This is a genomic window from Legionella santicrucis, from assembly GCF_001468135.1.
Classification (GTDB): domain Bacteria; phylum Pseudomonadota; class Gammaproteobacteria; order Legionellales; family Legionellaceae; genus Legionella; species Legionella santicrucis.
Genome location: NZ_LNYU01000081.1, coordinates 98,145 through 124,258 on the forward strand (window position 1 = coordinate 98,145; position 26,114 = coordinate 124,258).

Genomic DNA, 26,114 nt, shown 5'->3' on the forward strand with positions numbered 1-26,114 from the left:
AATTCAACCTGAAAACTAATTTAAGGCTATGATAACAAAGATTTACAACAAATTAAGAGAAATTTCCTAAATCATCTGTCGCCAATTTCCCTAATTTAGAGATATACTAACCAAACCCTTTTTTAAATTGGAATTTTGCATGTCCTTAAAGGCCATGTATAACGACATCGCTGAAAACTACGTAATAGCCAATCGCTTTGGAGCGATTAGCCAGAGCCATCAAACAGCCATAGAACAAATGAAGCATTTTTGTTTGGGGGTAAAACCTCATTATAAAGTTCTTGATTTAGGTGTTGGTGATGGTACATTTCTCAAAAAACTCCAACTAATTATGCCTCGAGCAGAATTTACAGGAATTGATGTTTCTTCGGAAATGTTAAAGCGTGCTCAAGAGGCATTATCGTTGATCACAATTGAAGGCAGCGCTGCACAAGCAAACAAGTTTTTGCCACCCCACAGCCAAGACTTGATTCTAGCGCATTTTATTAATGCTTATATTCCAATTAAAGTATTATTTAATGAAGCCAAATTACTAACTCGGGCTAATGGTCATTTTTCAATGATCACAACTACTTATGATTCATTCCCCGTCGCTCAACAATGTCTGGCAGAGTTTATTAGTAAGGGCTCCATTTTAAGTAGTGTTGTTGGACACTATTACAAATCTATTGTAAAAAATACAACCGTTGCAGCAAATAATGATGAATTAATGCTTGCATTCCGACAGAATCAATTCGAAGTGATTGCCCATCAGCGTCTGGAAATACCTATAACTCTAAATACAATTGATGAATTAGCACATTTTGGTATCGAAGGAACATGGTTTCTCAATACATTATCCATTCGTATGCTGCCAAAAACATTTTTAATTCAACGACTTAAACGACTATTTAGTAAAATTTTTACTTTTCCCTATCATGATACTCATATAATTGATGTTGTTCTTGCCAGAAAATGATAACCTGATAATTATCTTTTATAGGATGAGGTTCGAGCAATGATTTCTCAAGAGGTGAAAAATTACTTGCCTGAATTGGCCCTGCGACAAAAACAAACTAATAACATCATATTTATTACCTTTTGGAGTCAGTTTTCTGTATACGCCCTTAATACCATATTAGTCCTATTTTTAACCCGCCCAGTGTGGTCCCAAGGTTTGGGTTACAGCCAAGCCAAAGCCTATGCTTTTATCGGTGTAGCTCATGCAATGGGTTATTTGATGCCTATGTTGGGTGGATATATGGCAGATACCGTGATTGGAATTAGGCGGTCTATTCTACTTGGTAGCATCATGTTGGCCACAGCCTATCTACTCGTTATGCTTAGTGGATATACTGTAAGTTCTCTTGGAGATACCTTTTTTATTGCTGCATATGCCTTTATACCTGCTACTAATTCACTCTTAATGGGGACCGCTTCCAGTATGGTTTCTCATATTTATTCAGATGATGCGATTAAAGCAAAATCAGCGATGACCTATTATTACATTGCGATTAATGTGGGGGCATTATTAGCTACTTTAATTGCCCCACTGCTTCTTGAAAGTCGTTATGGACCTCTTTCAATCCTTACTATAGCATTTATAGGTAAATCAATTGCTGCTCTAAATTTTGCCAATCGTTACTCTATTTATAAAAATGTTATTTGGGGTAAAGATCAATCTAAATTCTCAAGAAAAGGCATATTGCATTTAACAGCCTATATAGTCGCTATATATTTGCTGACGTTGTATGCCTACTCACATGTCTATTTAGCAAGTGCCATCATTGGATTTGGCTGTGTTCTCGGGATTGCATGGTTTTTAAAAAAAACATTATCACTCAAGGGAGTTGTACGTCATAAGCAATTAATTGCCCTCTTACTGATTGTGGAGGCAGTAGTATTTTTTGTCATTTATAACCAAATGAATAGTACTCTAATTTTATTTGCTGCAAACAATTCAGATCATAATCTGTTTGGTTTAACTGTTTCTCCTGCCCATTATCAAATACTTAACCCTTTGCTTATTTTGGCAATTGGTAGCCAACTTCCTCGCTTTTATAAGCTATTTCCGCGCTTCACGATTTCGTACCAATTTGCATCAGGGACTTTGCTTTCAGGTATTGCGCTTTTAGTGATGGCTTTTGCTGCTTATGAGTCACATACCGGAATCATTAATGGCAATTACATTGCACTCACTTATATTCTTATCTCCATAGCAGAGCTATGGGTCAGTGCTATTGGATTAAGCATGGTAGGTTTATATTGTGATCAAAACTCCATCGCTTTTGCTATGGGAGTTTGGTATCTTGCGAGTTCTTTAGCCCATACTATATCAGGTAGAATCGCTGCTTGGGTTGCAATTCCCAACACCGTTCACTCCGCTCTAGAAAGCCTACCCTATTATAAAAACTATTATTTAGTTTTAGGCATTAGCGCAATGGGATTAGGAGCAATAATGTATTTTTGCGCCTATTTTTTACAAAAGAAAATGAGAAAAAGAGGCATTATTTTAAGTTAATCTCCATTAATTATCCAAACCTAAATTATCTTGCTTAAATATTCTATCAGCACGATAACTTGAGCGAACTAAAGGACCAGAAGCTACTTCGAAAAAACCTTTCTGTAAGCCAATCTGTCTTAACTCCGCAAAAAGTTCAGGAGTTACATAACGAGCAATGGGTAAATGATTTTTTGTGGGTTGTAAATATTGTCCTAGAGTAAGAATATCTACATGATGCGCACGTAAATCATCCATTGCTTGTACAATTTCTTCATCGCTTTCACCCAAGCCTAACATCAAACTCGTTTTAGTTAATACATCAGGTCGATAACGTTTGGCAAATGAAAGCACATTCAATGTTTGCATATAACCGGCTCTATTATCGCGCACAGGATGAGTCAAGCGCTCTACTGTTTCTACATTTTGTGCAAATACATCAACACCACTATCCAATAATAAAGCAATATCTTGTTCCACTCCTTGAAAATCTGGGGTCAACGCCTCCACTTTAGTTTTTGGAGAACGTTTTTTTATAGCGCGTATTGTTTGCGCGTAATGATTAGCACCACCATCAGGTAAATCATCTCGATTTACTGAAGTTAAAACTACATAGTCAAGATTCATTAAAGCAACGGTATTTGCCGTATTTTCAGGCTCATGTGGATCTAACCAACCATGTGGGTTTCCGGTATCTACAGAGCAAAAACGACATGCGCGAGTACATACAGCCCCCATTAACATAATTGTTGCAGTTCCATGCGACCAACACTCAGCTATATTGGGACATTTGGCTTCCTCACAAACAGTAGCCAAACGGTGTTTTTGGACCTGATCTTTTACTTGGTTATAAGCAGGAGTAATTTGATTCACTACACGTAACCATTTGGGCTTAGGTAAACGCTCATAAGCTTGTCCAGTAGATTTTACACCATCCTTAATTGCTGTTACGCCATGAGGTGTTTGATATTTTTGTCCACTTTCAACAACAACGGGAATATTAATGGGCTTACTCATGCTTTCACCTAAAAATAAAAGTGTTATTTAACACAATTTCACCTAACTACATCAGATGCATTAATCTGCATACGAATATGACTTGTCCTAAGATTTTAAACTGTGGCAAATACGTACAAAACAAAGAATGTTGATAATCCCAAATCATCAAAATAAGATCAAGTCAAATTTATAAAGAAGCCACAAACAGCTAAAATAAACAAAGTCAATAAAGAGAGTGTGAAATTAGACAATATGAAAGGATATACAATGAAACACACGGCAATGGCAATCAAAAACAATAAACCCACGCTGGCTAATTTAGTCTTTAATAAAGCAAAATGTTTTATCTTTAATAAAGACAAATAGATGCATAAAATTACTATTAAAGGAAGTATGTACATCCCATGATAAAGCAATTGATATAAATTGATTTGCCAATTAGAAAAATGTTGATTATTTAACCATTGTTCAAAAATAGTAGCCCAGTTCATAATACAAGTTTGTTGATATGTCGTAATTATTAGGCCTACAAAAAACGCCAATAAAAAATACAAGGCATTATTTGATTGTTTTTTGTAATGCTGTATTACAAAATAAATCGTCACTAACCCTAATAATATGGTAGGAATACGTAACCATGGTAGTAACGCAAAATAAGCACCGGTATATGCTTGTTGAAAATAATGAACAAGCATTACTGAAGAAATAAATAATAAACTGGCAATAATTTTTTTCTTTCGCTGTTCAACGATTAAAAGAAAAGCAAGAAATCCTGAAATGCCAAAAAAAGCACAAGGATTAAAGGAGTCCATAAAAGCTATTGTAAGAGTGTAACGTAATGCTGATGGCTTTTCTATCATTCCACTAGTAAATTGATTCGCATTGGCCCAATGTCTCAATGTATTTACTGTTGCTTTTGTTAAACTTCCTTTATTTTCAATCTGGTGTTTGCAATATTGAATCGCATCAAGTAAATCTTTTCCGGTAGTTTTAGCGGAATCAAAACCTACCCAACGCGAATCGCAAAAATAGATTGAAGGAACCGAAAAATCATCCATTTGTTGTGCATTTAATAATTGACCAAAACGAATGAGTGCATTTTTATCCTGATTAATAAAGTTACGTTGAATATGGAGATCAGGAGAGCTCTTTTCCAATTCACGGAAAAATGCATCTGCTTTTTGACAATGAGGGCAAGTAGATGAGAGAAACATTTCTACATTTATAACAACCTTGTTATCAGCACTCTTAGAATACCACGAAGGTGATAAATCAGCTGCCGAAACATGAGCACAAATTATAAAGAAAGCGAACAACAATCTAAATAATATTTTCATAAAGGTTGCATGCAATAAAAATAAAAGTACTATAGCATTCTTAAATAAACTCTGCTAATAGGTATGAATATAATTTTCGAGTTGTTCTATAACTCTAGCCTTATCTTCTAATAAATGATAAAGCAAATCCCCAATTGATAAAATAGCAATAAATTCATTATTTTCATCGCGAATTAACACATGTCTTCTTTTTGTTGCAGTTATAACTTGCATCGCTTTTTCTATATGATCGTTAGGACTTAGAATCGCTACTTCCTTATATACTACATCCGCAACTTTTGCTGTTTCCAAATTAATACATCTATGCAAACAAGATCGGACTATGTCTCGCTCACCCACGATGCCAATGAGTTGATTTTCATTATCAACCACAACCAAGGCTCCTATATCCATCTCTGACATTAAATTAATACATTTTTTTATAGAGTCTTCAGGATGAATATAAATAATCTTACGTCTTGGTGTAGGCAAGGCATTATGAATTAGGTCAGCCATTTTATTCTCCATTTGAATATACTTAACCTTTTTTAAATATAGTACAAATGGAGCGCATAAAATCTTATGGACGAATAATAATATTATTTTCTACAGCACGAACACCAGGAACTTGGCGAGCAATCTGTTCTGCTACATCGCTTTGGCGAATTTTTTTAACATAGCCCGATAAAACAACAACATCTTGTCGTGTTTGGACATGTACGCGCGCAATTGCAGGATCATCACTACGCATTAAAGCCTCTTGTACTGTTTGAGCCAAATTAGCACTTGGGGTAACTAAAGGTGCCAAAGGACTAAACAGGTTATCAGTAGCTCGATTGGACTGACAACCAGCTAATAAAAATAGAAAAAAAACTACGAGTACATTTAGTAAATATTTATACATCATCTCTCCAACTCTATATGAATTCAAGCAGCTAAAAGAGCCACTTTCTCTAACCTATATCCTAAACGAATAGTATGTACTTTAACTGATTAATATACAAATAAAAATCGTATCACTGCTATACTATTTTTAAAAATAATAGGGTAAGACTAAAAGCCATGAAAAAAACAACGCAACCTATTTCTTCAAAAAATAAATCAAAATTAAAAATTGGCAATGCCCCCAAAAAAACAACAATACATCCGTATAAAAAAGATCCTCGAAAGAATGATATTTTTGATTTCATCAATAAATATTACCAAGCGAATTTAGGCAAATTTACCGCGAGCATTAGTCCTGCTTCTACGGCTACTTCTTATTTTTCATGGGGAGCACAACTAGCGCAAGCTCCAGGTACACTTTTGAAACTTAGCCTCTACCCTCTTCTGCATTTTTCTGATCTAATCAATAATCTTTCTAATTATGATACCCCTGGAAATGGCAAAGACGTTCGATTTCATACAGAAAATTGGAGCATGTATCCTTGGCGGTTGTGGGCAGAGCTATTCCTGCAAATGGAGGATTGGAGTTTAAAATCGGCTAACGAAATTCCTGGGTTAAATGCCCCCAATAAACGTATTGTTTCATTTAGAACTAAACAGTTTCTCGATGCATTATCACCCTCAAATTTTATTTTGACGAATCCTGATCTGTTCCAAGAAACAGTAAATTCAAATGGAAAAAACTTAATTCGTGGGACACAGTTGGCTGTCCAGGATATTATTGAAAAATTAACGGGAACTCCTCCGAAAGGAGTTGAAAACTTCATCCCAGGTAAACAAGTTGCAATCACTAAAGGTAAGGTGATTTATAAAAATCATTTAATCGAACTGATTCAATACGAAGCACAAACAAAAAAAGTGTATAAAGAGCCCTTGTTAATATTACCCGCATGGATCATGAAATATTACATTCTTGATCTTCTTCCCGAAAACTCTTTAGTGAATTGGTTAACGCAGCAAGGGCACACTGTGTTTATTATTTCCTGGTTAAATCCAAACTCTGAAGATAGAGACATTGGAATTGATGACTACTACAGACTTGGATCTATGGTTGCAATCAATAAAATATCTACTCTATTTCCTAAAACAAAAATTCATTTAATGGGATATTGCCTAGGTGGTACTTTAGCAATGATTACAGCAGCCGCAATGGCAAGTGATAATGATGACCGCCTTAAAAGCCTTACCCTTCTTGCTGCTCAAGGGGATTTTGTTGATGCAGGAGAGCTATTACTTTTCATTAATAATAGCCAAGTCTCATTTCTAGAAAATGTAATGTGGGAAAAAGGATATTTAGATACTAAACAAATGGCTGGCAGCTTTCAAATGCTCCGCTCTTACGATCTCATTTGGTCTAAGATGGTACAAGATTACATGCATGGCACACAAAGAGGAATGATTCCATTGCTCGCTTGGAATGCTGACGCAACACGCATGCCCTATAAAATGCATAGCGAATATCTCGAAAAACTATTTCTTAATAATGACTTTGCCGAAGGACGATTTACTGTTGAGGAAAAAAATATAGCTGCTGAAAGTATTAACCTCCCTTCTTTTGCAGTCAGTACCGAAAAAGATCATGTGAGTCCTTGGGAGTCAGTGTATAAAATCCATTTGATGATCAAAGGAGATATCACTTTCGTACTCACTAATGGAGGACATAATGCTGGGATTATTAGTGAACCTGGACATAAAGGACGTAGTTATTTTATTCGGGAACAGAAAAAGGAAGAACCCTATATGTCTTCTAAAAATTGGCTGCAAGTAGCAGAAAACAAAACCGGTTCATGGTGGTTAGAGTGGCACCGGTGGTTAGTAAAACACTCACACTCAGCCCAAGTTAAGCCTCCTAAGCTTGATAAGAAACTACCAGATGCTCCTGGGACGTATGTGTTACAAAAATAGGATTATTACATAACGATTTCCTATAGTATCTGCTAGAATGGACATTGGTAAGTTTTACAATTTCGGCACGTTGAGTGACTCAACAATGCCCATATGAGAAGACAAAACATGGACAAGGATTATTACAAAATAATGGGGGTTAACGAAGATGCCTCAGAAAAGGACATCAAAATGGCATATCGAAAACTTGCCCGTAAATACCATCCAGATATAAGTAAAGAACCCGATGCTGAAGAACATTTTAAAGAAATGGGCGAAGCGTATGAAGTACTAAAAGATCCTGCAAAAAGATCAGAATACGATAAGTACCGAAAGAATAAAGACTTTAATCAAAACGCACAATATACTCATTGGCGACCTGAGGAATCGGAGCAATTTTACAGCAGTCATATAAACGAGGATTTATTCGAATCATTATTTGGTCATTCTCGCTATCGCCAACAACCTATGACAGGCCAAGACTATCACGGAAAAATCACCCTTAGTCTCGAAGAAGCATTTACGGGAACAATAAAAAACATACAGATCCCCACGGAACACAATTCACAAACCAATATGCAATCTCTAAAAGTTAAAATTCCTGCTGGAGTAAAATCGGGCCAACAGATCCGATTAGCAGGACAAGGTGCACCAGGAGTACATGGAGGACCTCGTGGCGACATCTACCTATCTGTGTACGTTGAAAAACACTCTCTTTTTGATGTAATAGATAGCGACATCTACCTCACACTTCCAATTACTCCTTGGGAAGCTGCTTTAGGAACAACAGTAGTAGTTCCAACACTAGGAGGAAAAATTGACTTAAAAATTCCACCTGGATCACAAGGAGGACAAAAGTTAAGACTCAAAAATCGTGGTTTACCAGGCACAACACCTGGACACCAATACGTACTTTTAAAAATTATTACTCCGCCAGCAACCACGGAAGCAGCAACTGAATTTTACAAAAAAATGGCTGAAGTGATGCCTTTTAATCCACGAGCGAAGATGGGAGTATAAGCATGAAGCAAAGTAATACTGTAGTAGGTGTGCTTATTGAAGAAACAACCAATATTTCATTTAATGAAGTCTGTATCAAGTATCAGATCCCTAAAGAATTATTACTTGAAATGGTTGAATATGGTATATTTTCAAGCTCCCCCCACGCATCAGAACAACTTCAATTAAATCAAAAAGATTTACGAAAAATTGAATCTGCGTTTCGTCTCCATCATGATTTAGGGGTTAATCTACCCGGAGTGGCTGTTGTGTTAGAATTATTAGAAAAAATAGATCTATTAACTGATGAACTCAATGTTTTACGCAAACACATTTAATTTCATTATTTTCACAAAATTGCTTACAAGTCCTCAAGATTAATCTCTGAGGACCATTTTTTATAGTGAGTAAAGTTAATAAATTCCTTCAAGCAGATATTGCTCCACATTGCAATATAGTAATACAATAAGTAAAGGATACTATTAATTAAGCGAAACTTATGCGCCCACTGTTTATTATTTTGATTGTTTCGTTGGTTATTTTACAGCACAAATTATGGCTGGGCGATGGTAATTTGATTCAGTGGCGTGATCTTCAAAAAAAGCTTGCTGTTCATGAACAAGAAAACAATAAATTAGCAACACGTAATCGCTCGCTTGAAGCAGACATAAAGGAACTTAAAAACGGCGATCAAGCTCTAGAAGAGCAAGCACGCTATGAGCTAGGGATGATCAAAGAAAATGAGGTTTATTATCATTTTATTGATTAAGAGTGGTTTTCCACATTATCACGTAAAAAAGAAAATAAATATCCTTTTTGATTTTGCATATTAAGTACCGAGCAATTCCAGAAAGTCAGGTGGTTGTTTATCCCAAAGACTCAGTACATATCCTCCTCCTCCTGAGCCTGTGGGTTTTACAGCTGATGCACCCTCTGCTATTAATCGATTCATATGTTGCCGTAGGCTCTCACTTACTAATCCCCATTGAAAAAAACAATCCCCTGCTTTTTCAATCGCTTTAGTTAATGAAAGCATCGCATCTACTTCACTATTTTCTAAAGCATTTTTAGCTTCCTCTACTGCCTCAACCATTTGTTGATCAATTTGTTCTGCTAATTTGGCGTTTTTATCCCATAAACTTTGTACCTGGTTAATACAGTGAGAAGTAATTCCAATTTGTTTACATGATGATAAAAAAAACTTGGGGTAAATTTTTTGTTGGACAGGCACTGCATTACCTGCTTTAAAATAAATTCCTCCCTCCGCAGCAACACCTGCAATATCTAATCCACTGCTTTTCCCATGAAATAAATGCTCTAATTCTTTAGCAAAAACATTGCATTGGCTTAAATCTAACATTTTCTGCGCACAAAACCAACGACTCATCGCAACACAAAGAGCAGCAGAAGCCCCCATTCCTGTACCAACAGGAATAGTACTATCTAAATGGAAATATCCTCCTAGTTGATTTATGGAGCGCCCTAATAATTGCACTCCATGTTCCAAAACACTCCAGAATAAAAGATGCATATCAGCACCACTACTACCGTCATAATCCGCACTTAAAGTTAGGGCTGAAGCAGAATATCTTAAAGTTAATTTTTTTTCCTTAATCGGAAATACCAGTGCGGGATGCCCCCTCACTACAGCATGTTCACCCGCCAAAATCCATTTGCCATATGTTGTAGTTTCAAAATCAAAAAACATCATAATTACCTACTAGATAATCACGTTTGAACTCGCGTGCTAAATCTTGTTGCTCTGGCCGATACAATAGGTGTATATTTGGTCCCGCATCCATTGTCACTATAGGACCATCACCTTTTTTATCCCAAAAATCTTCCAAATGATGCAATAAATCTACGCTATTTTCCGTCATATAAGAGAAGGGCTCTTCACAAGTATGAAATAAACGATGCATGTTTTGAAATTCATGCCAGCATATTTGATAAGCAGAAGCCCAGTCTTTGGATATCAAGGCACTTAATAAAAGTTTTAAATTTTCTTCAGCCTCTTGTGCGCGGGTTGCATAGAACGAACTCGTTTTTACTCGTTTGTGTGCCTCACTAGAGGGTACTTCCTTCTTTTTATTACTTACTACAATACCTTGATAAATTAACTGCTGATAAGGTAACTCCACAGCCTCCACTTTATTCTCTTGCCATAGAGCCCAGGGTGAATAAAAAGATCTACAAGAAGATCCTGATCCTAACCGACTTAATTGGGCTTGCTCATCTACAGACGGTATAGTCTTTTGGGTGAGCTCACTTAAAGCAATTGAAGCGCAACGGGTCAATGCTGCAAAACTTGAAGCAGAACTTGCCATACCACTGCTATGTGGAAAATTATTACATGACTGCACTAAAAAACCACCTTCATAATTAAAATGTGCCTTTATCCGTGCCAAATGATCAAGGAATCTTTTTTGTCCCTCAGCAGATATAACTAACTCTCCAATACCTCCAGGCACAATCAGAGGCTCCCAAAGGTCTTTTTTTGAACTTAATTTTTCAAGTCTTACAGTACTGATAAGATCATTCAAAGTATAAGACAATGATGAATTAGCTGGGACATTTGAACTGTCATCTTTTTTTCCCATGTATTTGATTAAAGCAATATTAGCTGAAGCATGAGCAAGCCAATACATAATATTTCTCCTTGGGTATTAGGGTCTGTTGACAATTGGCTTCTACCGTCGAGGTGTTGCGCTTTATGCCCCTATTTGAGGGAAGCAGAATGAATTGTTAACGCGCCTACATAAACATAGATAAGCTACCGCTTCTTTATTTTCCTTATTCACTGACCTAAACATAGCTTTTCAATCAACATGCAAGCCTTATTCAAAAATATAATCTTTCGATGGCACAAAAGGGTTTAGGCTAAAACGGTATCCCTTTTCACATAATCCAGGCTGCATTTCAAACTAAAAATTAAATTTCTTTATGTTCATATCGTACGTAATTTTGAGCTCGCTAGTTGGGCTGTAGGTGTATTAGGATAAGCTCTAACTACTTGTTGCAGGAATTTTTTTGCTTCTTGCTTATTACCTTGTTCCGCATAGGCATATCCAACCTTTAACATACTTGCGGCAGACTTACTTGAGGTAGGAAATTGTTGTAAAACTGTATTAAAATGCGCAATGGATTTTGAATAATCTTTTTTAACCAAATAAAGTTCCCCCAGCCAATATTGAGCATTAGCAGTATAACCCCCTTTGGGATATTTTTGTACAAAAGAATTCATTGCAGTTATAGCATCATCATAACGTTTATTTTTTATTAATTCATAAGCAGCTAAATAACTAATTTGTTCGTCAGCTGGATTTGCACGAGAAATAGGCACAGAGACTGGTGTTGTCGCCATTGTATTCGTTTCGGTTTTTGCTGCAGGTGTATTAGTCTTGGAAATAGTTTCCTTAGAGCCTACATCAAGATCTATTGGTGGCTTACCCGATGCCAGCTTAGAGGAACTATTTCCACTTAAGCGTGCATCTAAATCTTTATAAAAAGCCACTTGTTGTTGCTGTAATAACTTTAAATCATGGGCTTGCACTTCCAATTGACCTCTCAACTCTTGTATTTCTTGTTGCAAGATTTGAATCTTATCAATTAGTTTTGCATTATCAGTAAGATTATTTTCTGAATCATTTGGATGATCATCCTTAGCAAGTGCAGGTCCATCATAATCTTGAGAATTATCAATAGAGTAATTTTCATTCTGTGCTAAATCAAATTGTCCACTTTCAATTTGGGGATCATCATATTTTGAACCAACAACAGGCGCTTCTTGCGCCTGTTGTCCTTCAATAATCGCAAAATTTTCACTATCATCAACCACAGGCGCCTCTGACCAACCAGTCAAAGGAAGCATAAACATAAAGCCTGCAGCGATAATGTGTCTTTTGCAATAAATCATCTTGTTGCCTCATAAGTAAATTCTACGCGTCGGTTTTGTGCATGTGACGCATCATCATGTCCTAAATTAATTGGACGCTCTTTACCATAACTCACAACACGTATTTGTTGTCGGTTAACACCTGCCATACGTAAAATATCAGCCACTGTATTTGCACGACGCTCACCAAGAGCTACGTTATATTCACGACTTCCACGCTCATCGGTATGTCCTGCCAATAATACACGAGCACCAGGATGTGTCTTCAAGTATTCAGCTTGAGCATTAACTGATGGTAAATATTTTGGAGCCAAATTACTATCATCGTAAGAGAATAAATACAATTGATTATGAGGTGCTTGAGTAGTGTAAGACTCTCCTGGTTCTTGGCCAGCAAAATGGGTAAATTGCCCTAGGCCTTGAGCAGATGCCTCGCCTTCAGCCAAAGCAGCCCCATCAGCACTGCCTGGTGCTTTAGAACAAGCAGCTACTAAAACAACGCTCGCTACAAGCAGACCTAATTTACATAATGATCTGGCTTTCATCCTCAATCTCCTCTTTTCTTTTTATTATTAGTTAGATTCCCATAAAGGGCTCATGGAGGCACATTGTACAATCCTTTTGATTTTTTGGCTACAGTAATTCCCTGCACTTTATGCTGATTCATCCTTCTTAATGCGCTATATGAGACACCACAAAATGAGCCAGTTCCGCCGTAAATTGTTGTGTTGCTTTATTAGCTGCAATTACACCACCATAGGGTGTATCACTTGGACATGGAACTCTTAAGTTAATAATGTGTGAACCTAATATTTTATTATCATTAACATGGGTTAAAACAACCTTCACCGAGAACTCAATAACACTAGGCTTTTTGAGAAAGTTTTGATTTAAAAAAAGCAGTTGGGTATCTAATCGATAATCTGCACCTAAAGCATATGCATTAGAAGTGACTGCTTCAAAAAGATTTGTCTTTTGTAGGCTTTGCAAGATTAAAGGATAGAGCATATCAGCAGGAGGATTTACCCATGCATTTTTTGCAAAAGCTTCAAGCTCGTAAGGTTTTTTTATGTAGAGCATCTGTTCCGTTTGATAGCCCCCAGCAGCGTCAGGAGCAGTAACCAATAAAGTAATGGGTATAGGTTTTTTAGCCAATTGCTTTGCACTAAAGGCACTTAATTGGTATTGATCTTTTACAGAAATTTTAACAGGTGAGCATGCACTAAGTATTACGACACTTAAACCCATAAGACAAACAGCCAGTTTTTTCATTATTTATTCTCCAGGCCCGGGATGTGGAGGTTTACTTCCACGAATTACTACCGCAGGATTTTGCCTCATTTCACTACTCACTTTTTCGAGGTTTGCCGAAATTACATTCAATCGACGCAGTAAAATGGTTGCTGGTGGAAGTGATTCCTGGGAGATTTTATCGAGTGTATTTTTTCCTGATTTCATTGTGTTTGATACGCTATTTCCAGCTTTACTCAAACTTTCTGCCATAAGATTAAACTTGGATATCCCCACTTTTAACTCTTCAAGCACGTGTGGAAAATCGCGGCTAGTTTTTGCGAGATTATCCATAAAAACATTTACATTTTTACCATTATTTGCAATATCTTTAGAAAAACTATCAATATTCGAAAGTATATGTTTTATATGTTTTGCATTTTCTTCATTAAATATACGTTGTGCTTCGGTAGTCACAATACCCATATCTTCGGATACCTTTTTTAAAATACTATCCAATTGATTAAAAACAGATGGTTTTGAAGGAATAACTGGATACGGTTCACCAGGCATTTTTCGTATAGGAGTCAAATTAGAAGTACTTGCGCTCAAACCAATATAAGTTACTCCAGTAATCCCCTGAGAATTAAGAGTGGCAAATGTGCTTGTGGTAACAGGAGTTCCTTCTTCTATATCCAACAAAATTTCAACTTGCCTGGGATCATTTTGATTTAATCTTATTTCTTTAACATAGCCTACCTGGACCCCGTTATATTTAACTGAAGCATCCTGAGTAAGGCCTGAAGCAGCCTCATGCATATAAACTGTATAAGTAGTATATTTTTTTTGATTAAAACCAATGGATAACCACAACATTGTAGTTATAAGTCCCACAAGCAATATAAGTACGACCACGCCCACTATGGTATAATTGGTTTTCGTTTCCAAATATATTATCTCCAGTTACACTTTACTAAAATAATCTGCAATTATTTTATGCTTATTTTTCATTAATTCTTTAATGGGTTCAATACTTAAAACTTTTCCATCACCAATAAAAGCTACGCGATCTGTAGTTCTTTTTAAGGATTCTATATCATGGCTCACCATAACTATAGTAAGCTTTAATGAGTCTCTTAAAAAAACAATTAAATCATCAAAACGTCTTGCACTCAGCGGATCTAAACCCGTGGTGGGTTCATCCAGAAATAATAACTCTGGATCCATAGCGATAGCGCGTGCCGCAGCGGCTCTTCTTTGCATTCCCCCGCTCAATTCTGAGGGTAATTTTCCCGCTGCCTCTTGAGGAAGCCCAACTAAAGCAATTTTTAATAAAGCCAATTCATGCATAAATTCATGTTCAAGATTAGTAAACTCTTGCATAGGAAACATCACATTTTCCAGTACGGTCATTGATGAAAATAAAGCACTATGTTGAAAAAGCATACCCCAGCGACGACGAAGAGAAAGTGCTTCTTGAGCATCAAGATGGCTAATATCTTGACCAAATACTTTAATGTCACCAGCTGTCGGCTTCATTAACATCAACACGCTACGTAATATTGTTGTTTTTCCACTGCCAGAACCGCCAATAATAGCTAAGATTTCTCCTTTCTGCACAGTCAAATCAACACCAGAGTGTACCCATTGACCACCTAAGTAGTTCTTCAGCCCTTTAATTTCAATAATGGATTCACTCATTTACCAATGCATCCGGCTATAAATAACTGAATATATTGCATCAGCAATAATAATCAGAAATAGTGCTTGTACTACACTTTTAGTTGTTTGGCTTCCAATATTTTTTTCTGTCCCTGCTTCAACTTTAAACCCCTGAAAACATCCTACCAAAGCAATTAATAATGCAAAAGCAGGTGCTTTATAAAGTCCTAAATTCAACTGTGAAAGCCCAACGGAATCTCTTAGTCGTTGCAAAAAATCAATAAAATTAATGCCTAACATATTATTGGACATGATCATTGCTCCTAAAATACTAAAAAGATCAGACCAAAAAATCAATAAAGGAAATGCAATCAATAATCCAATAACCTTAGGTAGCACTAATAGCTCTGTAGGGGAAAGTCCCATAGTGAGTAGAGCATCCACTTCTTCATTTAATTTCATACTGCCAATTTGAGCTGTAAAAGCAGAGCTAGTTCTTCCAGCAACAATAATTGCCGTAATTAGCGGAGCAAATTCACGAAAAATAGCCATACCTGATAGATAAGCAATGAAACTGTTAGCCCCATATGTTTGTAACTGTAGGCCCATTTGATATGCTAAAACAACTCCAATTAAAAAGGAAAGCAGAGCAAGGATAGGTAAAGCAGTTACTCCGGTAGTATAGACATTTGAAATGATACTCGGTAACTGAAACCGCCGCCAATTACCAAATGCTTCTATTATTTTCGTAGTTAAATCACCCACTAAAACAAGAAGACCATCTACTTGACGAAATTTATTTTCTGATTCTTTACCTAATTGGTAAAATACGTTTTCTTTGGGGGCTGAAGGAATATGATAATCTAAAACGTCTTTTTTTGATTTAATGAGATCCAAAAGTTGTTGTTGTCTTTCGGTAAAATCGGTTAATTCAACTTGGTTTTCTCGTTGCTCCAGCTTATCGATACACTTCATTAGGGCCAAAGCACCGGCACTATCAAAATGACTAATCCCTTCCCCACTGATTGTTACTTTCTCAGTTTTAGGTAATTCACCCGCACTAAATCGCTTCACCAAACCGTCAATTTGCAAAACAGCCCAAACACCAGTACAGTGAAATCTGATATGTTTTTTATCAAAAGTAATTTGCGCGCTATTTTGTACCATAATTATCTATTTTGAAAAATAATCCCAAGAATAATACGAATATTCCAGAAGAGCAAAAGCTATGGCTTATAGTATCACAATGCTTGGTTATTCTGATAGTTTATAGCGTTATACCATGCTATAAATCTAGCTTCACCTACAAACTACATTGCTGTAGAGCCAGGCGAAGTAAATTTTTAAGCTGAGTCTTTTAAGCAGTCACAGCAATTGTATTAATTGATGTATAGAGATCCTCAACCTTTTTACCAGCGTCAGTCGCAGGCTTAAGCCATGAAAGTTGTCCTTTATAGAGAGAATATCCGGCTTGAGCAAGTCCAGCAGTACAAACAAGCGCAAGCAAATTAGTTAAGAACAATTTCCAACCTCGGTGTTCCTGTAATATTTTTACATTATCATTGTCTTCTGCTAGCATGCTTTGACTATTGCTTTTAAAAGCATCTAAATTCCCATCGTTGATGTATTGTTCTGCTAAACGAGAAATTTCGCCATAAATATTTTTCGCAGCCTTAGACGCTTTTTGATATTTGTCAGCCTGCTCTTGCTTTCCTTTATCAAGCTTTTCTTGATACGTAGCCTCAAGTTCTTCTTGTTTCAACTTAAGGGCTCTTAACTGAGCTTTAACTTGCAAAAGATCGACTTCTCTTTCTCTTTTAGTTCGAGGAGCCACAAAGCTTTCTTGCATATCTTCTTCTGAACTAAAAGTAACATCACTATGCTGACTTCCTTCGTAGCCCCTTTCAGAAATTTCTATGCCTGCTATCATCTCTTTAACTAAAACTATTTTATCGTCACCTAAATTAAGCTGTCTACTTAACAAATACTCTTGCATTTCCTGAGCTAATGCCAGTTCATCGAGTATTTGCTCAGAAGAAGTAACGATCTCGACTTTTGTTGGAGATATTTGCTGTAGTTGTACGTGTTCGGAAGGTGAAGAAAATTGTTTTTTAAGTTTCGTTTTTAATTGGCTTATTTCCTCATCCAGTTTTCTTAGTCGTTGTACGTGGTATTCAGTTAATTTGGAAGAAATAACAAAAAATTTTTTTCCCTTCTTTTCTTCATATTTTTTTAAACTTTTGGAAAATTCTTCATGGGATTCACATTTATTGAATTGTTCAATCACTTCCAATCGTCTTTTTTCAGCCAACATAAAAGATTTCATTTCGGCTTGAGCACGTTTTCCCATTTCATCTCCCTTGTCCAAATTGTAAAGAGCGATTAATTTACACTGAATACAAAAAAAAGACCATAAAATTAAAATAAAAACATTTTACGGGTTGTGATTCATTGTATTAAAAGAACTTTGATTTTTTAAAACAAAAAATATAATCCATTGAAAAATATAGATTGAATATTGTTTAGAAAATTTGTCATTGATTTATAAAACAAACGGTATCGAATAGGAAGTGTTAAATAAGCACACAACGTTAAAACCAAGAACTTTAAAATGGTTTTGATGACGAATAAATTTACTATTCCTTATTATCACACAAGCAATATAAATAAAATCTGGCTATAATACAACTAAATCATATAAGCGATGAGTTTTAGGTAGTTTGCTTCCCTATTTTATGATAAAATTATTTCATTTTTCGCTAAGACGTAAAAATTAGGTATGCAAGACGACTACAGCCACTTTGAACAATGCAAAAACGACCTTATTAAACTTGGCGTTAATGCCGGCTAACCCAAGGAGAAAGCATGCCTTTATCTTCTAATACTGATGAACTATTCCGCGGATTCTCAAAGCTGTCACGTGAAGAACGATTTAAACGCTTGCTAGCCTTAGGTGCAATCACTGCAGACGATGTTGCTTTTCTTAAAAGTGGTGGTGTAAAAAATTTAAACTTGGCAGATAAACTCATTGAAAATGTTATAGGCTACTTTCAGCTTCCTTTAGGTGTAGCAACTAACTTCAATATTAATGGACATGATTATGTTATTCCCATGGCTGTTGAAGAAACTTCAATCATTGCCGCTTTATCCAAATCAGCTAAATGGATCAGACAATGTGGTGAAATAAAAACATGGGTACAAGGTGAATGCATTTTAGGCCAAATCCAATTAGCTAAAGTTAGAGACTTCAACAAATTTTCTCAAATTTTTAATGAAAATCGCACCTATTTGATTAGCAAAGCAAATAAAGATGTAGCAGAGAATATGGTAAAGCGCGGTGGTGGCGTTGTTGATCTGCAGCTACGTCTGCTTAAAAGAGAAGACGGTCAAGAGATGGTTGTCATCCATTTAACAATGAATAGCTGCGATGCGATGGGTGCTAATATTATTAATCAAGTACTTGAATACTTAAAGACACCTATAGAACAGTTAACAGGTGAAGAAGTCACCATGTGCATTTTATCCAACCTAAACGACCAAAAACTAACTACAGCCCAAGTCACCATTCATACCATTGATCCAATACTTGGCCAAAAGCTCCAGGAGGCCTCTCTTTTTGCTGAAATGGATCCCTATAGAGCAGCCACGCATAATAAAGGAGTAATGAATGGAATTGATCCTGTCTTAATTGCAACGGGCAATGATTGGCGAGCAGTGGAAGCAGGAGTACATGCTTATGCGGCCCGTAATGGGCAATATCAGGCAATCACGCGTTGGCGCTATGAAGACGGCACTCTCACCGGCCAACTTACAGCTCCTATTGTAGTAGGTACTATAGGTGGAGTTACTTCGCTCCATCCTACAGCTCAGATGTGTTTACGAATGATGAATATTTCTTCTGCAAACCAACTATCACAAGTTATTGCTGCAGTAGGCCTTGTACAAAATTTAGGTGCAATTAAGGCATTATGCACTGAAGGCATTATTCAAGGACATATGAAACTTCATATCGACAATTTGCTCCTTGCTGCAGGAGCTAATGAAAGTGAAATGCCCCTTCTTAAAGAGCATTTACAAAAGTGGCTTGCTTTACATAAAAGAATCAGCCTAAATAACGCTCATGATTTATTGGCAAAAATCAGACAAACTCCAATTGCAGTATGAAATGGCTAATTCCTGCAAAAACATTTCTATTAGGAGAATACGCTGCATTAGCCGGAGCATCAGCGATTCTTTTAACCACATCCCCTTGTTTTGAGCTTATCTTAACGTCTGAAAGCAATAAACCATCAGAAATTCACCCTAAATCTCCAGCAGGAATATGGTGGCAACAGCAACACTTAGATCAAGGTTTAATTTGGAATGATCCATATGCAAAACGAGGGGGGTTAGGTGCATCCAGTGCACAATTTTTAGCAAGCTATTTAGCAAGCTGCTTTCTCAAAAAAAAGAAACCTAATTTAGATGACATGCTCAATGCTTACTATAAGGTATCATGGGTAGGTACGGGACTCAAGCCTAGTGGGTATGATGTTATAGCGCAAGCACAAGATGGTTGTGTTTATGTTAATCAACAAAAAAAAATGATTCAATCTTATGGGTGGCCCTTCCAAGAGCTGTCTTTTTTTCTTATTCATACAGGAGTAAAGCTTGCAACACATCATCATTTACAAACCACTGCCCTACCCGATCAGATTGACCATTTATCTGCTTTAGTTGATGAAGCTAAGCTAGCATTTGAGCAAATTGATTCTACAAAATTAATTGCAACTATTAATAATTATCATAAAAAATTAGTTGATTTGAATTTAGTCGCAGAGCACAGTTTAAATCTGATAAATCGACTTAAAGAATATGCCGAAATACTTGCCATCAAAGGTTGTGGTGCTTTAGGTTCAGACGTAATCTTAATCGTTACTGCAAATCATAAGGTCCAAATTTTAGAAAGCCGCTTAAAAGTACACAATTGTACGATTTTAGCTTCTGAAAAAAACATCTATTTTACAAATCAAAAATTAATAACTTTATCCCACTTTTGTTAATTCTTTGTCCTCAAAAACAAAAAATAACCACAAAAATAACAAAAATATGAGAAACATGATAAAAAGACTTGAAATTCTATCTTAATCCGGTATGATTCGAGCCTCTTTAGGGCCGTTAGCTCAGGTGGTAGAGCAGGAGGCTTTTAACCTCTGTGTCATAGGTTCGAATCCTATACGGCCCACCAGTTTTGTAGTATTGTTTTAAATATTTAGCTCTTTAGGGCCGTTAGCTCAGGTGGTAGAGCAGGAGGCTTTTAACCTCTGTGTCATAGGTTCGAATCCTATACGGCCCACCATTTTGGTTTCCAGCTATCAACCAAAGAAATAGATGCAGAAAATGTATCAAATTCTTACCTTATTGCGCTCGTAGCTCAGCTGGATAGAGTACTTGGCTTCGAACCAAGGTGTCGGGGGTTCGAGTCCCTCCGAGCGCACCATATTTATCAAAGACTTAGCTCTGATTTGTGTCATAAAAACCAAGCTACTGTGGCAAAAACGTGTCATAAACCTGTGTCATAAAAACCAACTACGCGGGTAAAGACACATCATGAATACGTTCTGCCGCCGTTCTTAAATGCTCACTAGAAAGGTGTGCATAACGCAGCACCATTTCATAAGTTGACCAACCACCCAGTTGTTGCAGCTCGTGTAACGGTGTACCATTTTGGACATGCCAACTTGCCCAAGTATGGCGTAAGTCATGCCAACGAAAATCACTAATGCCTGCACGCTCTAATGCTTTTCGCCACGCGTGATTGTTACAGCGTGTCACCGGCTGCCCCTGATAGGTAAAAACATAAGTAGGATTTTTACCTATTTGGTCTTTTAATATCGCAATCGCTTGTTGGCTCAATGGGACAGGAATGGGGCGTTTTGATTTAGATTCATCTGCATGAATAAGCGCATGCTTTTTTTCTAAATGAATTTCGCTCCATTTTAGTTGAGTCACATTGGATTCCCGAAGACCGGTCACTAAGGTAAAAGAAGCCATGTCCTTTAAGTGGCTTGGCAATTCTTTTAATAATTGACTAGCTTCGTTCTGTGTTAGCCAACGAATACGTCTATTTTCAACTTTTCTCATTCGGATAACGGGCAATGTTTCTAACCATCCCCACTCTTTTTGAGCACGGTTTAAAATGGCTCTGACTAACTCCAAAACCCGATTAACCGTAGTTGGTGAGACATTCGATTGCTCCTTCTTTTTTGCAATAGATTCGATTAAGTCACGATCAATATCTGTTAATTTTTTTGTTCGAAAGTGTTGATCGAGCCAAGCTAAATGAATTTTATCCGTTTCCAGACTGCGTTTATGCGCAGATTCCTCTAGCCATCGAAGTACCGCGTCCATCCATGTTTTATTGGGGATTGATTTTATTTGCTTTTCCGTCCATAACTCATGTTTTAATTGAGCATGAAAATATTCAGCATCTTGCTTTACTTCAGTCCCAGTACTTTTACGTACTCGTTTTCCTTGGTGGAAAATGTCAACCCACCAGATCCCATCTCTTTTGTAGAGTGCCATGTTTTACTACTCCTATTATGGACACCCTGCGACGCATCGCAGCTAGAGTACTTGTTTCTAATATGCATCACAAGATCTTGTTCTAAAAAAATCCAACTTCTACCAACCTTGACACCTGGTAATTTCCCAGTGGCAGCCATACGTCTAATAGTTTCTCTATGTGCACCAAGAAATTGTGCCGCCTGATTGATATCCAGTGTTTTCATGTGAACGACTCCTATTCGCTATCGCTATGCAATTTGTTTTTGTTCATTTGAATGTCGAGGATAATCTGATAAAGCCTTGTTAAAGCTATTTCGGACAAAAAATGTGGGGGTATCGTTTGATCATGATAAATTGAACGTATGCTGCTGATCGGTGCCCCTGTATGATTAGCAATATCCTTTAAGGTAAAGTGTGTCGATGACAATAAATAGTCAATTATTCCTTTATAAATAGTGACCTTGAATTTGCACTGGCACTTCATAAGATGGCACTCCTGTAATAACGCACAATTATTATTGTGTTATGAATTTAAAAATTGTTTAGTAAGTTCTTACTACGTGATATTTTCGTCAGATGTGTTAATATCTACTTTTACATCAGTGTAATTAGTTACATCGATGTAAACTATTACATTAATGTAACTAAGTCAAGGTATGTCGACAATTCTTTTAAACGATATTAATCAACTCTCATTGGCGCAAACGCTGACAGATTTAATTGAACGTGAAAATAAACTCACGCCGGCTGCCCTTGCACGAAAACTAGGAATTCCGACCAATAAAATTACCCGCATCCTAAATGGAGATGTTACCGATCCTAAAGCAAGTACTTTATTGCAAATCGCAAATTACTTTGGCATCACTATTGAACAATTGCTTGGTGTGGAACCTATGGTGCGTGAAGGCATCTCTCAACGATTGACAACAACTCAGGCATTGCCAATTTTTGAATTGAGTCATCCTGAACAAATGACAAAGGAATGGTATCGTTGGATTCCAAATGATATTGCCGGGGATTATTTCACTCTTGCGCTTAATACGGACTTGTATGAACCTACTTTCCAGAAAAATTCGCTACTGATTATAAACCGAGATATAGCTCCTGACGATCGTTCCTATATTTTGATTAAAAAGAACGATAACCCCCATCACTATTTGATAAAAAAATATGTTCAGGAAGGCGATCAAATCTATTTGTATCCAATTAATCCTAAGTTGCCGATAGAAATTTTTGATGAAAACTTATACACTGTTATTGGGGTAATATTAGAAGTGCATCAAAAATTACGCACTAAAAAATAAGTTTCAGGATGTAAAGATGGAAAAGTGGAGTAAAGGAAACAAATTTTTACGCTTTATATATCAGCATGTTGTTGTCAGATTTGTTGGCCAAGTCAGAGAGCCTTACTTGATACGTATTGATAATATTTTTACTGATCCCAATAGCAATGAACTATCGGTTGCGTTTCATGTTGCCAATAAACGTGTTAATGAAGAAAGGACCGTCGCTGATTTTGTGAAATCCGATATGATTTATCTTGTTGATCCGCGTATTGTTTTTGATATGGGACAACAATTTGGTTCTCATATGGAGAAACTTCTTGTTACAAAAAAGAAAAATCCCAGTTTAAAAGCAAAATGCGTTACTGGCTTAAAACGGGTATTTATTGATGACTAATTTAATATCGGGTAAATCAAAAACCCCCCCTTCAATTTAAAGTATTTCATACCTTGCTTGGTTTTGCAGTTTTCTTTTCCTTAATAACTATCCCTGCTGAAGCTCAGGTAATCGATATTTTTAGCATACGAATGGCATCAGAATTTTTGTGGTGGCCTGTTGTTTTTTTTGTATTTCAATTGATCTATAGAGTCTATGGATTAGCATACTTGCGGCATACTGTTTATTTAGTAATCGTGTTCCACGCGATCTATATTTTGTTCTTAAAGTTTGCTATTTGGTTACCTGCATCGTCGTTCTGGAAGATGCAAGAGATCTATACACAAGTCCTTGGCAGAGATTTCTTTTATGTGGTAAGGAGCTCACTATTTTTGTGGGGTTGTGCGTTGTTACCCATTCAATTTATAACGCGCATTGATACAAAACAAAGCCAATATGTATTTCTAACTTCGTTGTTTGTCTTTTTTGTGCTGAATATGGTTTGGCTTAATCCTCATGATGAAACCAGCAAATTACAGCTAATCATTGGATTGATGATTCTCGGTTTTTTGAATATTTTCTGTCAAATACTATGCAATCTTATTTCCAAGATCGAGCAAATAAACGCTCTGCATGAAGCTGATCAGAGACTGTTCCAATTTGGACCACCCCAACGATCACCTGAATATGGGAATAAATTTAAATATCATCATATTCTTTTTTGCTCAAGTATCGTTTTTTTTATTGCATCAAAAACTATGGCGGCTAAATTCATCTCGATAGGATTTCTAACCATTAATGTTGGTGGCATTGTTTTTTCACTAGCTTACTTAGCTGCAGATATGATGACCGATGTGTATGGCATTGAACGTACGAAGCAGATGATCTTATTCGTTATTTTTTGCAACCTACTGTTTGTTTTTGATGTTTGGATAACAAATTTGCTTGCTATTCATGAAAGTGATCCTTTTAGATCGATTTTACATAATCAGGCGCGCATGTTTATTGCCTCAGCTACAGCTTTTTTTCTTGGCATGACTATTAATTCAACGGTAATCTCCATTATTAAATCGAGACAACGAAAGCGAGGTATTTCGCTAAAGAAAGAGTTCATTACTACTGTATGGACGAGAATTGCTACGTCCTCTGCCTTTGGAATCATTATTGATGTAAGTCTTTTTTCATTGGTAGCTTTTTATGGCATAGTACCAACCGAAAAGCTAGGCAGTGTCATTGTCTTTGAAGACGCTTACAAAATATCGTATGAAGTTTTGCTGGCACCAGTTTCAATCCTGCTGATTTATTTTCTCAAGGTAAAAGAAAAAGTCGATATTTATGATGAACTATCGAATTTAAATCCCTTCAGGATTGACACTAATTACAAACTGAGTGCAAACAAATTTGCAGAAAATTATATTCCACCAGAGAGGAAAAATGATGGATAAATGCCTACATGATTTTATGACGGCAACAATAGAGATAGCTGCATCAAATCCCATAGCTCCTTATGGCGCAATCATTGTTTATGACGATAAAGAAATTTTACTGAAATCTGTTAATAGCGCCCATCATCATCCATTAATGCATGGTGAATTATCTGTTATCCATACCTTGTTTAATAAGGGCTTCAATGGTGATGTTAGCAAGCTAAGCCTCTATACTACAGCAGAACCTTGTCCTATGTGTGCGGCTGCGATTTACTGGGCAATGATTCCAAAAGTAGTGTATGGCACATCTATCCCTTTTCTCCATGATTTATTTGGTCGACAAATTGAGGTTAGAGCCACAGAAATTTTTTCAAAGACACCGAATTTTTATACTTGTGAGCTTGTTGGTGGTGTCAAAGAAGCAGAGTGCAATCAATTATTTATTAAAGCAAAAGAATTAAGAGACCTACAATCTGTCAAATAGGACGTTTGATTGACTGGCAAGAGTTCCGCCAGTAATTGTTCCTTTATAGAAGGATGACCTTTTATTAATTTCTGCCGCACGAATATTAATTTGATTCCAACCATGGTTTATCAAATATTCAAAAGAAGTGGCAAATACAACCCTTGATATTTTTGTCCAAACAACAGCACTTTGGCACATCGAACAAGGCTCAGCGGTGGTGTATAAAGTCACTTGTGACCAATCCACCTTGGGATGTTCTTTAACACAATTGTTGATCGCCACCATCTCCCCATGAAAAGTTGGATTAACTTTGCTTGCATTGATTCCTTTTGACAAAATTTCACCTGTTTTATTGTCAACGATGAGGGCAGCAAATGGAGCCTTTGGATTGCTTTTTGCGAGATCAATGGCTATCTGCATATAATATTCATCAGATTTTTTAGCCTGGAGCTGCTTGGTATCAACTGCGAAGCATTGCAGGCCATTTATTGTAAAAAAGATAATCGTTGAAATAGTAAGTTTGTTCACTTGTGATCCTCTATACCGCGATAATGATATTTAATCGATCCACCACGTTTTTTAATGGCCTAAGAATGTAAAATTTATA

General features: G+C 36.6%; 28 protein-coding genes and 3 tRNA genes. 15 read left to right on the forward strand and 16 right to left on the reverse strand.

Translation table 11 applies throughout. From position 1 onward, the window contains the following. The first annotated feature begins 139 nt into the window (after positions 1-139). Both Lsan_RS13865 and Lsan_RS13870 read left to right on the forward strand, forming a co-directional pair. Positions 140-958 carry a class I SAM-dependent methyltransferase gene (locus Lsan_RS13865; RefSeq protein WP_058514803.1) on the forward strand — a complete coding sequence of 273 codons (819 nt, stop codon included), beginning with the start codon at positions 140-142 and terminating at the stop codon, positions 956-958. A gap of 39 nt (positions 959-997) precedes the next feature. Next, on the forward strand, positions 998-2,500 hold the full coding sequence (locus Lsan_RS13870; protein ID WP_058514804.1) for a peptide MFS transporter: 1,503 nt from the start codon (positions 998-1,000) through the stop codon (positions 2,498-2,500). 6 nt (positions 2,501-2,506) lie between these two features. Here the strand turns inward: Lsan_RS13870 and lipA are convergent, their stop codons facing one another. The 4 genes from lipA to Lsan_RS13890 all read right to left on the reverse strand — a co-directional run bounded on the left by lipA (position 2,507) and on the right by Lsan_RS13890 (position 5,698). Beyond that, positions 2,507-3,496 (reverse strand): lipoyl synthase, encoded by a 990-nt coding sequence (lipA, locus tag Lsan_RS13875; RefSeq protein WP_058514805.1) that lies wholly within the window; start codon positions 3,494-3,496, stop codon positions 2,507-2,509. Positions 3,497-3,654: 158 nt separating this feature from the next. Then, a complete protein-coding gene (locus tag Lsan_RS13880; protein WP_058514806.1) occupies positions 3,655-4,815 on the reverse strand; it encodes a thioredoxin domain-containing protein in 1,161 nt (386 codons plus the stop codon). Between the two features lie 54 nt (positions 4,816-4,869). Continuing rightward, on the reverse strand, positions 4,870-5,310 hold the full coding sequence (locus Lsan_RS13885; protein ID WP_058514807.1) for a CBS domain-containing protein: 441 nt from the start codon (positions 5,308-5,310) through the stop codon (positions 4,870-4,872). 64 nt (positions 5,311-5,374) lie between these two features. After that, positions 5,375-5,698: a BON domain-containing protein gene (locus tag Lsan_RS13890; protein ID WP_058514808.1), complete on the reverse strand. Its 324-nt coding sequence runs from the start codon at positions 5,696-5,698 to the stop codon at positions 5,375-5,377. Between the two features lie 158 nt (positions 5,699-5,856). Between Lsan_RS13890 and Lsan_RS13895 the strand changes: the two genes are divergently transcribed. The 4 genes from Lsan_RS13895 (at position 5,857) to ftsB (ending at position 9,391) form a co-directional block, all read left to right on the forward strand. Then, the gene (locus Lsan_RS13895; protein ID WP_058514809.1) at positions 5,857-7,644 is read left to right on the forward strand and encodes a PHA/PHB synthase family protein; all 1,788 of its coding nucleotides are present in this window, start codon (positions 5,857-5,859) and stop codon (positions 7,642-7,644) included. A gap of 108 nt (positions 7,645-7,752) precedes the next feature. Next, positions 7,753-8,643 carry a DnaJ C-terminal domain-containing protein gene (locus Lsan_RS13900; protein ID WP_058514810.1) on the forward strand — a complete coding sequence of 297 codons (891 nt, stop codon included), beginning with the start codon at positions 7,753-7,755 and terminating at the stop codon, positions 8,641-8,643. A gap of 2 nt (positions 8,644-8,645) precedes the next feature. Next, on the forward strand, positions 8,646-8,960 hold the full coding sequence (locus Lsan_RS13905) for a chaperone modulator CbpM (protein ID WP_058514811.1): 315 nt from the start codon (positions 8,646-8,648) through the stop codon (positions 8,958-8,960). Between the two features lie 161 nt (positions 8,961-9,121). Continuing rightward, complete coding sequence (ftsB, locus tag Lsan_RS13910) at positions 9,122-9,391, forward strand: cell division protein FtsB (protein ID WP_058514812.1); 270 nt, start codon at positions 9,122-9,124, stop codon at positions 9,389-9,391. Positions 9,392-9,451: 60 nt separating this feature from the next. On the opposite strand, the gene Lsan_RS13915 is transcribed toward ftsB, so the two are convergent. The 9 genes from Lsan_RS13915 to Lsan_RS13955 all read right to left on the reverse strand — a co-directional run bounded on the left by Lsan_RS13915 (position 9,452) and on the right by Lsan_RS13955 (position 17,759). Next, on the reverse strand, positions 9,452-10,330 hold the full coding sequence (locus Lsan_RS13915; protein WP_058514813.1) for a mevalonate kinase family protein: 879 nt from the start codon (positions 10,328-10,330) through the stop codon (positions 9,452-9,454). Beyond that, positions 10,320-11,270 (reverse strand): diphosphomevalonate decarboxylase, encoded by a 951-nt coding sequence (locus tag Lsan_RS13920; RefSeq protein ID WP_058514814.1) that lies wholly within the window; start codon positions 11,268-11,270, stop codon positions 10,320-10,322. The genes Lsan_RS13915 and Lsan_RS13920 overlap by 11 nt, the downstream gene beginning before the upstream one ends. A 299-nt stretch (positions 11,271-11,569) precedes the next feature. Beyond that, entirely contained in the window at positions 11,570-12,538 is a 969-nt protein-coding gene (gene ybgF, locus Lsan_RS13925; RefSeq protein WP_058514815.1) for a tol-pal system protein YbgF, read from the reverse strand. After that, positions 12,535-13,062: a peptidoglycan-associated lipoprotein Pal gene (gene pal / locus Lsan_RS13930; RefSeq protein ID WP_058514816.1), complete on the reverse strand. Its 528-nt coding sequence runs from the start codon at positions 13,060-13,062 to the stop codon at positions 12,535-12,537. The genes ybgF and pal overlap by 4 nt, the downstream gene beginning before the upstream one ends. 127 nt (positions 13,063-13,189) lie before the next feature. Continuing rightward, a complete protein-coding gene (locus tag Lsan_RS13935; protein WP_058514817.1) occupies positions 13,190-13,789 on the reverse strand; it encodes an ABC-type transport auxiliary lipoprotein family protein in 600 nt (199 codons plus the stop codon). Positions 13,790-13,792: 3 nt separating this feature from the next. Next, on the reverse strand, positions 13,793-14,695 hold the full coding sequence (locus Lsan_RS13940) for an MlaD family protein (RefSeq protein WP_193392719.1): 903 nt from the start codon (positions 14,693-14,695) through the stop codon (positions 13,793-13,795). Positions 14,696-14,710: 15 nt separating this feature from the next. Continuing rightward, positions 14,711-15,448 carry an ABC transporter ATP-binding protein gene (locus Lsan_RS13945; protein ID WP_058514818.1) on the reverse strand — a complete coding sequence of 246 codons (738 nt, stop codon included), beginning with the start codon at positions 15,446-15,448 and terminating at the stop codon, positions 14,711-14,713. Beyond that, positions 15,449-16,576 carry an MlaE family ABC transporter permease gene (locus tag Lsan_RS13950; protein WP_058514819.1) on the reverse strand — a complete coding sequence of 376 codons (1,128 nt, stop codon included), beginning with the start codon at positions 16,574-16,576 and terminating at the stop codon, positions 15,449-15,451. A gap of 190 nt (positions 16,577-16,766) precedes the next feature. Then, positions 16,767-17,759: a hypothetical protein gene (locus Lsan_RS13955; protein ID WP_058514820.1), complete on the reverse strand. Its 993-nt coding sequence runs from the start codon at positions 17,757-17,759 to the stop codon at positions 16,767-16,769. 515 nt (positions 17,760-18,274) lie between these two features. On the opposite strand from Lsan_RS13955, the gene Lsan_RS13960 reads away from it, so the two are divergent. From Lsan_RS13960 to Lsan_RS13980, 5 genes are all read left to right on the forward strand, one after another. Then, on the forward strand, positions 18,275-19,573 hold the full coding sequence (locus Lsan_RS13960; protein WP_058514821.1) for a hydroxymethylglutaryl-CoA reductase, degradative: 1,299 nt from the start codon (positions 18,275-18,277) through the stop codon (positions 19,571-19,573). Then, entirely contained in the window at positions 19,570-20,451 is an 882-nt protein-coding gene (locus Lsan_RS13965; RefSeq protein WP_058514822.1) for a mevalonate kinase family protein, read from the forward strand. Before Lsan_RS13960 ends, Lsan_RS13965 begins: the two co-directional genes overlap by 4 nt. Before the next feature lie 109 nt (positions 20,452-20,560). Continuing rightward, a tRNA-Lys gene (locus tag Lsan_RS13970) sits at positions 20,561-20,636 on the forward strand. Positions 20,637-20,671: 35 nt separating this feature from the next. Then, positions 20,672-20,747, forward strand: a tRNA-Lys gene (locus Lsan_RS13975). A gap of 64 nt (positions 20,748-20,811) precedes the next feature. Next, positions 20,812-20,888, forward strand: a tRNA-Arg gene (locus tag Lsan_RS13980). 89 nt (positions 20,889-20,977) lie between these two features. On the opposite strand, the gene Lsan_RS13985 is transcribed toward Lsan_RS13980, so the two are convergent. Beyond that, a complete protein-coding gene (locus Lsan_RS13985; RefSeq protein ID WP_058514823.1) occupies positions 20,978-21,973 on the reverse strand; it encodes a tyrosine-type recombinase/integrase in 996 nt (331 codons plus the stop codon). Continuing rightward, a complete protein-coding gene (locus Lsan_RS21710) occupies positions 21,886-22,179 on the reverse strand; it encodes a helix-turn-helix domain-containing protein (protein WP_080448973.1) in 294 nt (97 codons plus the stop codon). Before Lsan_RS21710 ends, Lsan_RS13985 begins: the two co-directional genes overlap by 88 nt. 432 nt (positions 22,180-22,611) lie before the next feature. Between Lsan_RS21710 and Lsan_RS13990 the strand changes: the two genes are divergently transcribed. From Lsan_RS13990 to Lsan_RS14005, 4 genes are all read left to right on the forward strand, one after another. Then, on the forward strand, positions 22,612-23,259 hold the full coding sequence (locus Lsan_RS13990) for a helix-turn-helix domain-containing protein (protein ID WP_006871074.1): 648 nt from the start codon (positions 22,612-22,614) through the stop codon (positions 23,257-23,259). Between the two features lie 16 nt (positions 23,260-23,275). Continuing rightward, a complete protein-coding gene (locus Lsan_RS13995; RefSeq protein WP_006871073.1) occupies positions 23,276-23,635 on the forward strand; it encodes a hypothetical protein in 360 nt (119 codons plus the stop codon). A 371-nt stretch (positions 23,636-24,006) separates the two neighbouring features. Then, positions 24,007-25,059: a VUT family protein gene (locus Lsan_RS14000; protein ID WP_237762144.1), complete on the forward strand. Its 1,053-nt coding sequence runs from the start codon at positions 24,007-24,009 to the stop codon at positions 25,057-25,059. Next, positions 25,052-25,525: a nucleoside deaminase gene (locus tag Lsan_RS14005; protein WP_006871071.1), complete on the forward strand. Its 474-nt coding sequence runs from the start codon at positions 25,052-25,054 to the stop codon at positions 25,523-25,525. The genes Lsan_RS14000 and Lsan_RS14005 overlap by 8 nt, the downstream gene beginning before the upstream one ends. On the opposite strand, the gene Lsan_RS14010 is transcribed toward Lsan_RS14005, so the two are convergent. Continuing rightward, complete coding sequence (locus tag Lsan_RS14010; RefSeq protein ID WP_006871070.1) at positions 25,508-26,035, reverse strand: nucleoside deaminase; 528 nt, start codon at positions 26,033-26,035, stop codon at positions 25,508-25,510. The genes Lsan_RS14005 and Lsan_RS14010 overlap by 18 nt on opposite strands. Between the last annotated feature and the right edge of the window lie 79 nt (positions 26,036-26,114).

Coding starts and splice junctions, on each gene's coding strand:
- Lsan_RS13865 (WP_058514803.1), top strand. CDS start 140: ATGTCCTTAAAGGCCATGTATAACGACATCGCTGAAAACTACGTAATA.
- Lsan_RS13870 (WP_058514804.1), top strand. CDS start 998: ATGATTTCTCAAGAGGTGAAAAATTACTTGCCTGAATTGGCCCTGCGA.
- lipA (WP_058514805.1), bottom strand. CDS start 3,496: ATGAGTAAGCCCATTAATATTCCCGTTGTTGTTGAAAGTGGACAAAAA.
- Lsan_RS13880 (WP_058514806.1), bottom strand. CDS start 4,815: ATGAAAATATTATTTAGATTGTTGTTCGCTTTCTTTATAATTTGTGCT.
- Lsan_RS13885 (WP_058514807.1), bottom strand. CDS start 5,310: ATGGCTGACCTAATTCATAATGCCTTGCCTACACCAAGACGTAAGATT.
- Lsan_RS13890 (WP_058514808.1), bottom strand. CDS start 5,698: ATGTATAAATATTTACTAAATGTACTCGTAGTTTTTTTTCTATTTTTA.
- Lsan_RS13895 (WP_058514809.1), top strand. CDS start 5,857: ATGAAAAAAACAACGCAACCTATTTCTTCAAAAAATAAATCAAAATTA.
- Lsan_RS13900 (WP_058514810.1), top strand. CDS start 7,753: ATGGACAAGGATTATTACAAAATAATGGGGGTTAACGAAGATGCCTCA.
- Lsan_RS13905 (WP_058514811.1), top strand. CDS start 8,646: ATGAAGCAAAGTAATACTGTAGTAGGTGTGCTTATTGAAGAAACAACC.
- ftsB (WP_058514812.1), top strand. CDS start 9,122: ATGCGCCCACTGTTTATTATTTTGATTGTTTCGTTGGTTATTTTACAG.
- Lsan_RS13915 (WP_058514813.1), bottom strand. CDS start 10,330: ATGTTTTTTGATTTTGAAACTACAACATATGGCAAATGGATTTTGGCG.
- Lsan_RS13920 (WP_058514814.1), bottom strand. CDS start 11,270: ATGTATTGGCTTGCTCATGCTTCAGCTAATATTGCTTTAATCAAATAC.
- ybgF (WP_058514815.1), bottom strand. CDS start 12,538: ATGATTTATTGCAAAAGACACATTATCGCTGCAGGCTTTATGTTTATG.
- pal (WP_058514816.1), bottom strand. CDS start 13,062: ATGAAAGCCAGATCATTATGTAAATTAGGTCTGCTTGTAGCGAGCGTT.
- Lsan_RS13935 (WP_058514817.1), bottom strand. CDS start 13,789: ATGAAAAAACTGGCTGTTTGTCTTATGGGTTTAAGTGTCGTAATACTT.
- Lsan_RS13945 (WP_058514818.1), bottom strand. CDS start 15,448: ATGAGTGAATCCATTATTGAAATTAAAGGGCTGAAGAACTACTTAGGT.
- Lsan_RS13950 (WP_058514819.1), bottom strand. CDS start 16,576: ATGGTACAAAATAGCGCGCAAATTACTTTTGATAAAAAACATATCAGA.
- Lsan_RS13955 (WP_058514820.1), bottom strand. CDS start 17,759: ATGGGAAAACGTGCTCAAGCCGAAATGAAATCTTTTATGTTGGCTGAA.
- Lsan_RS13960 (WP_058514821.1), top strand. CDS start 18,275: ATGCCTTTATCTTCTAATACTGATGAACTATTCCGCGGATTCTCAAAG.
- Lsan_RS13965 (WP_058514822.1), top strand. CDS start 19,570: ATGAAATGGCTAATTCCTGCAAAAACATTTCTATTAGGAGAATACGCT.
- Lsan_RS13985 (WP_058514823.1), bottom strand. CDS start 21,973: ATGGCACTCTACAAAAGAGATGGGATCTGGTGGGTTGACATTTTCCAC.
- Lsan_RS21710 (WP_080448973.1), bottom strand. CDS start 22,179: ATGAAAACACTGGATATCAATCAGGCGGCACAATTTCTTGGTGCACAT.
- Lsan_RS13990 (WP_006871074.1), top strand. CDS start 22,612: ATGTCGACAATTCTTTTAAACGATATTAATCAACTCTCATTGGCGCAA.
- Lsan_RS13995 (WP_006871073.1), top strand. CDS start 23,276: ATGGAAAAGTGGAGTAAAGGAAACAAATTTTTACGCTTTATATATCAG.
- Lsan_RS14005 (WP_006871071.1), top strand. CDS start 25,052: ATGGATAAATGCCTACATGATTTTATGACGGCAACAATAGAGATAGCT.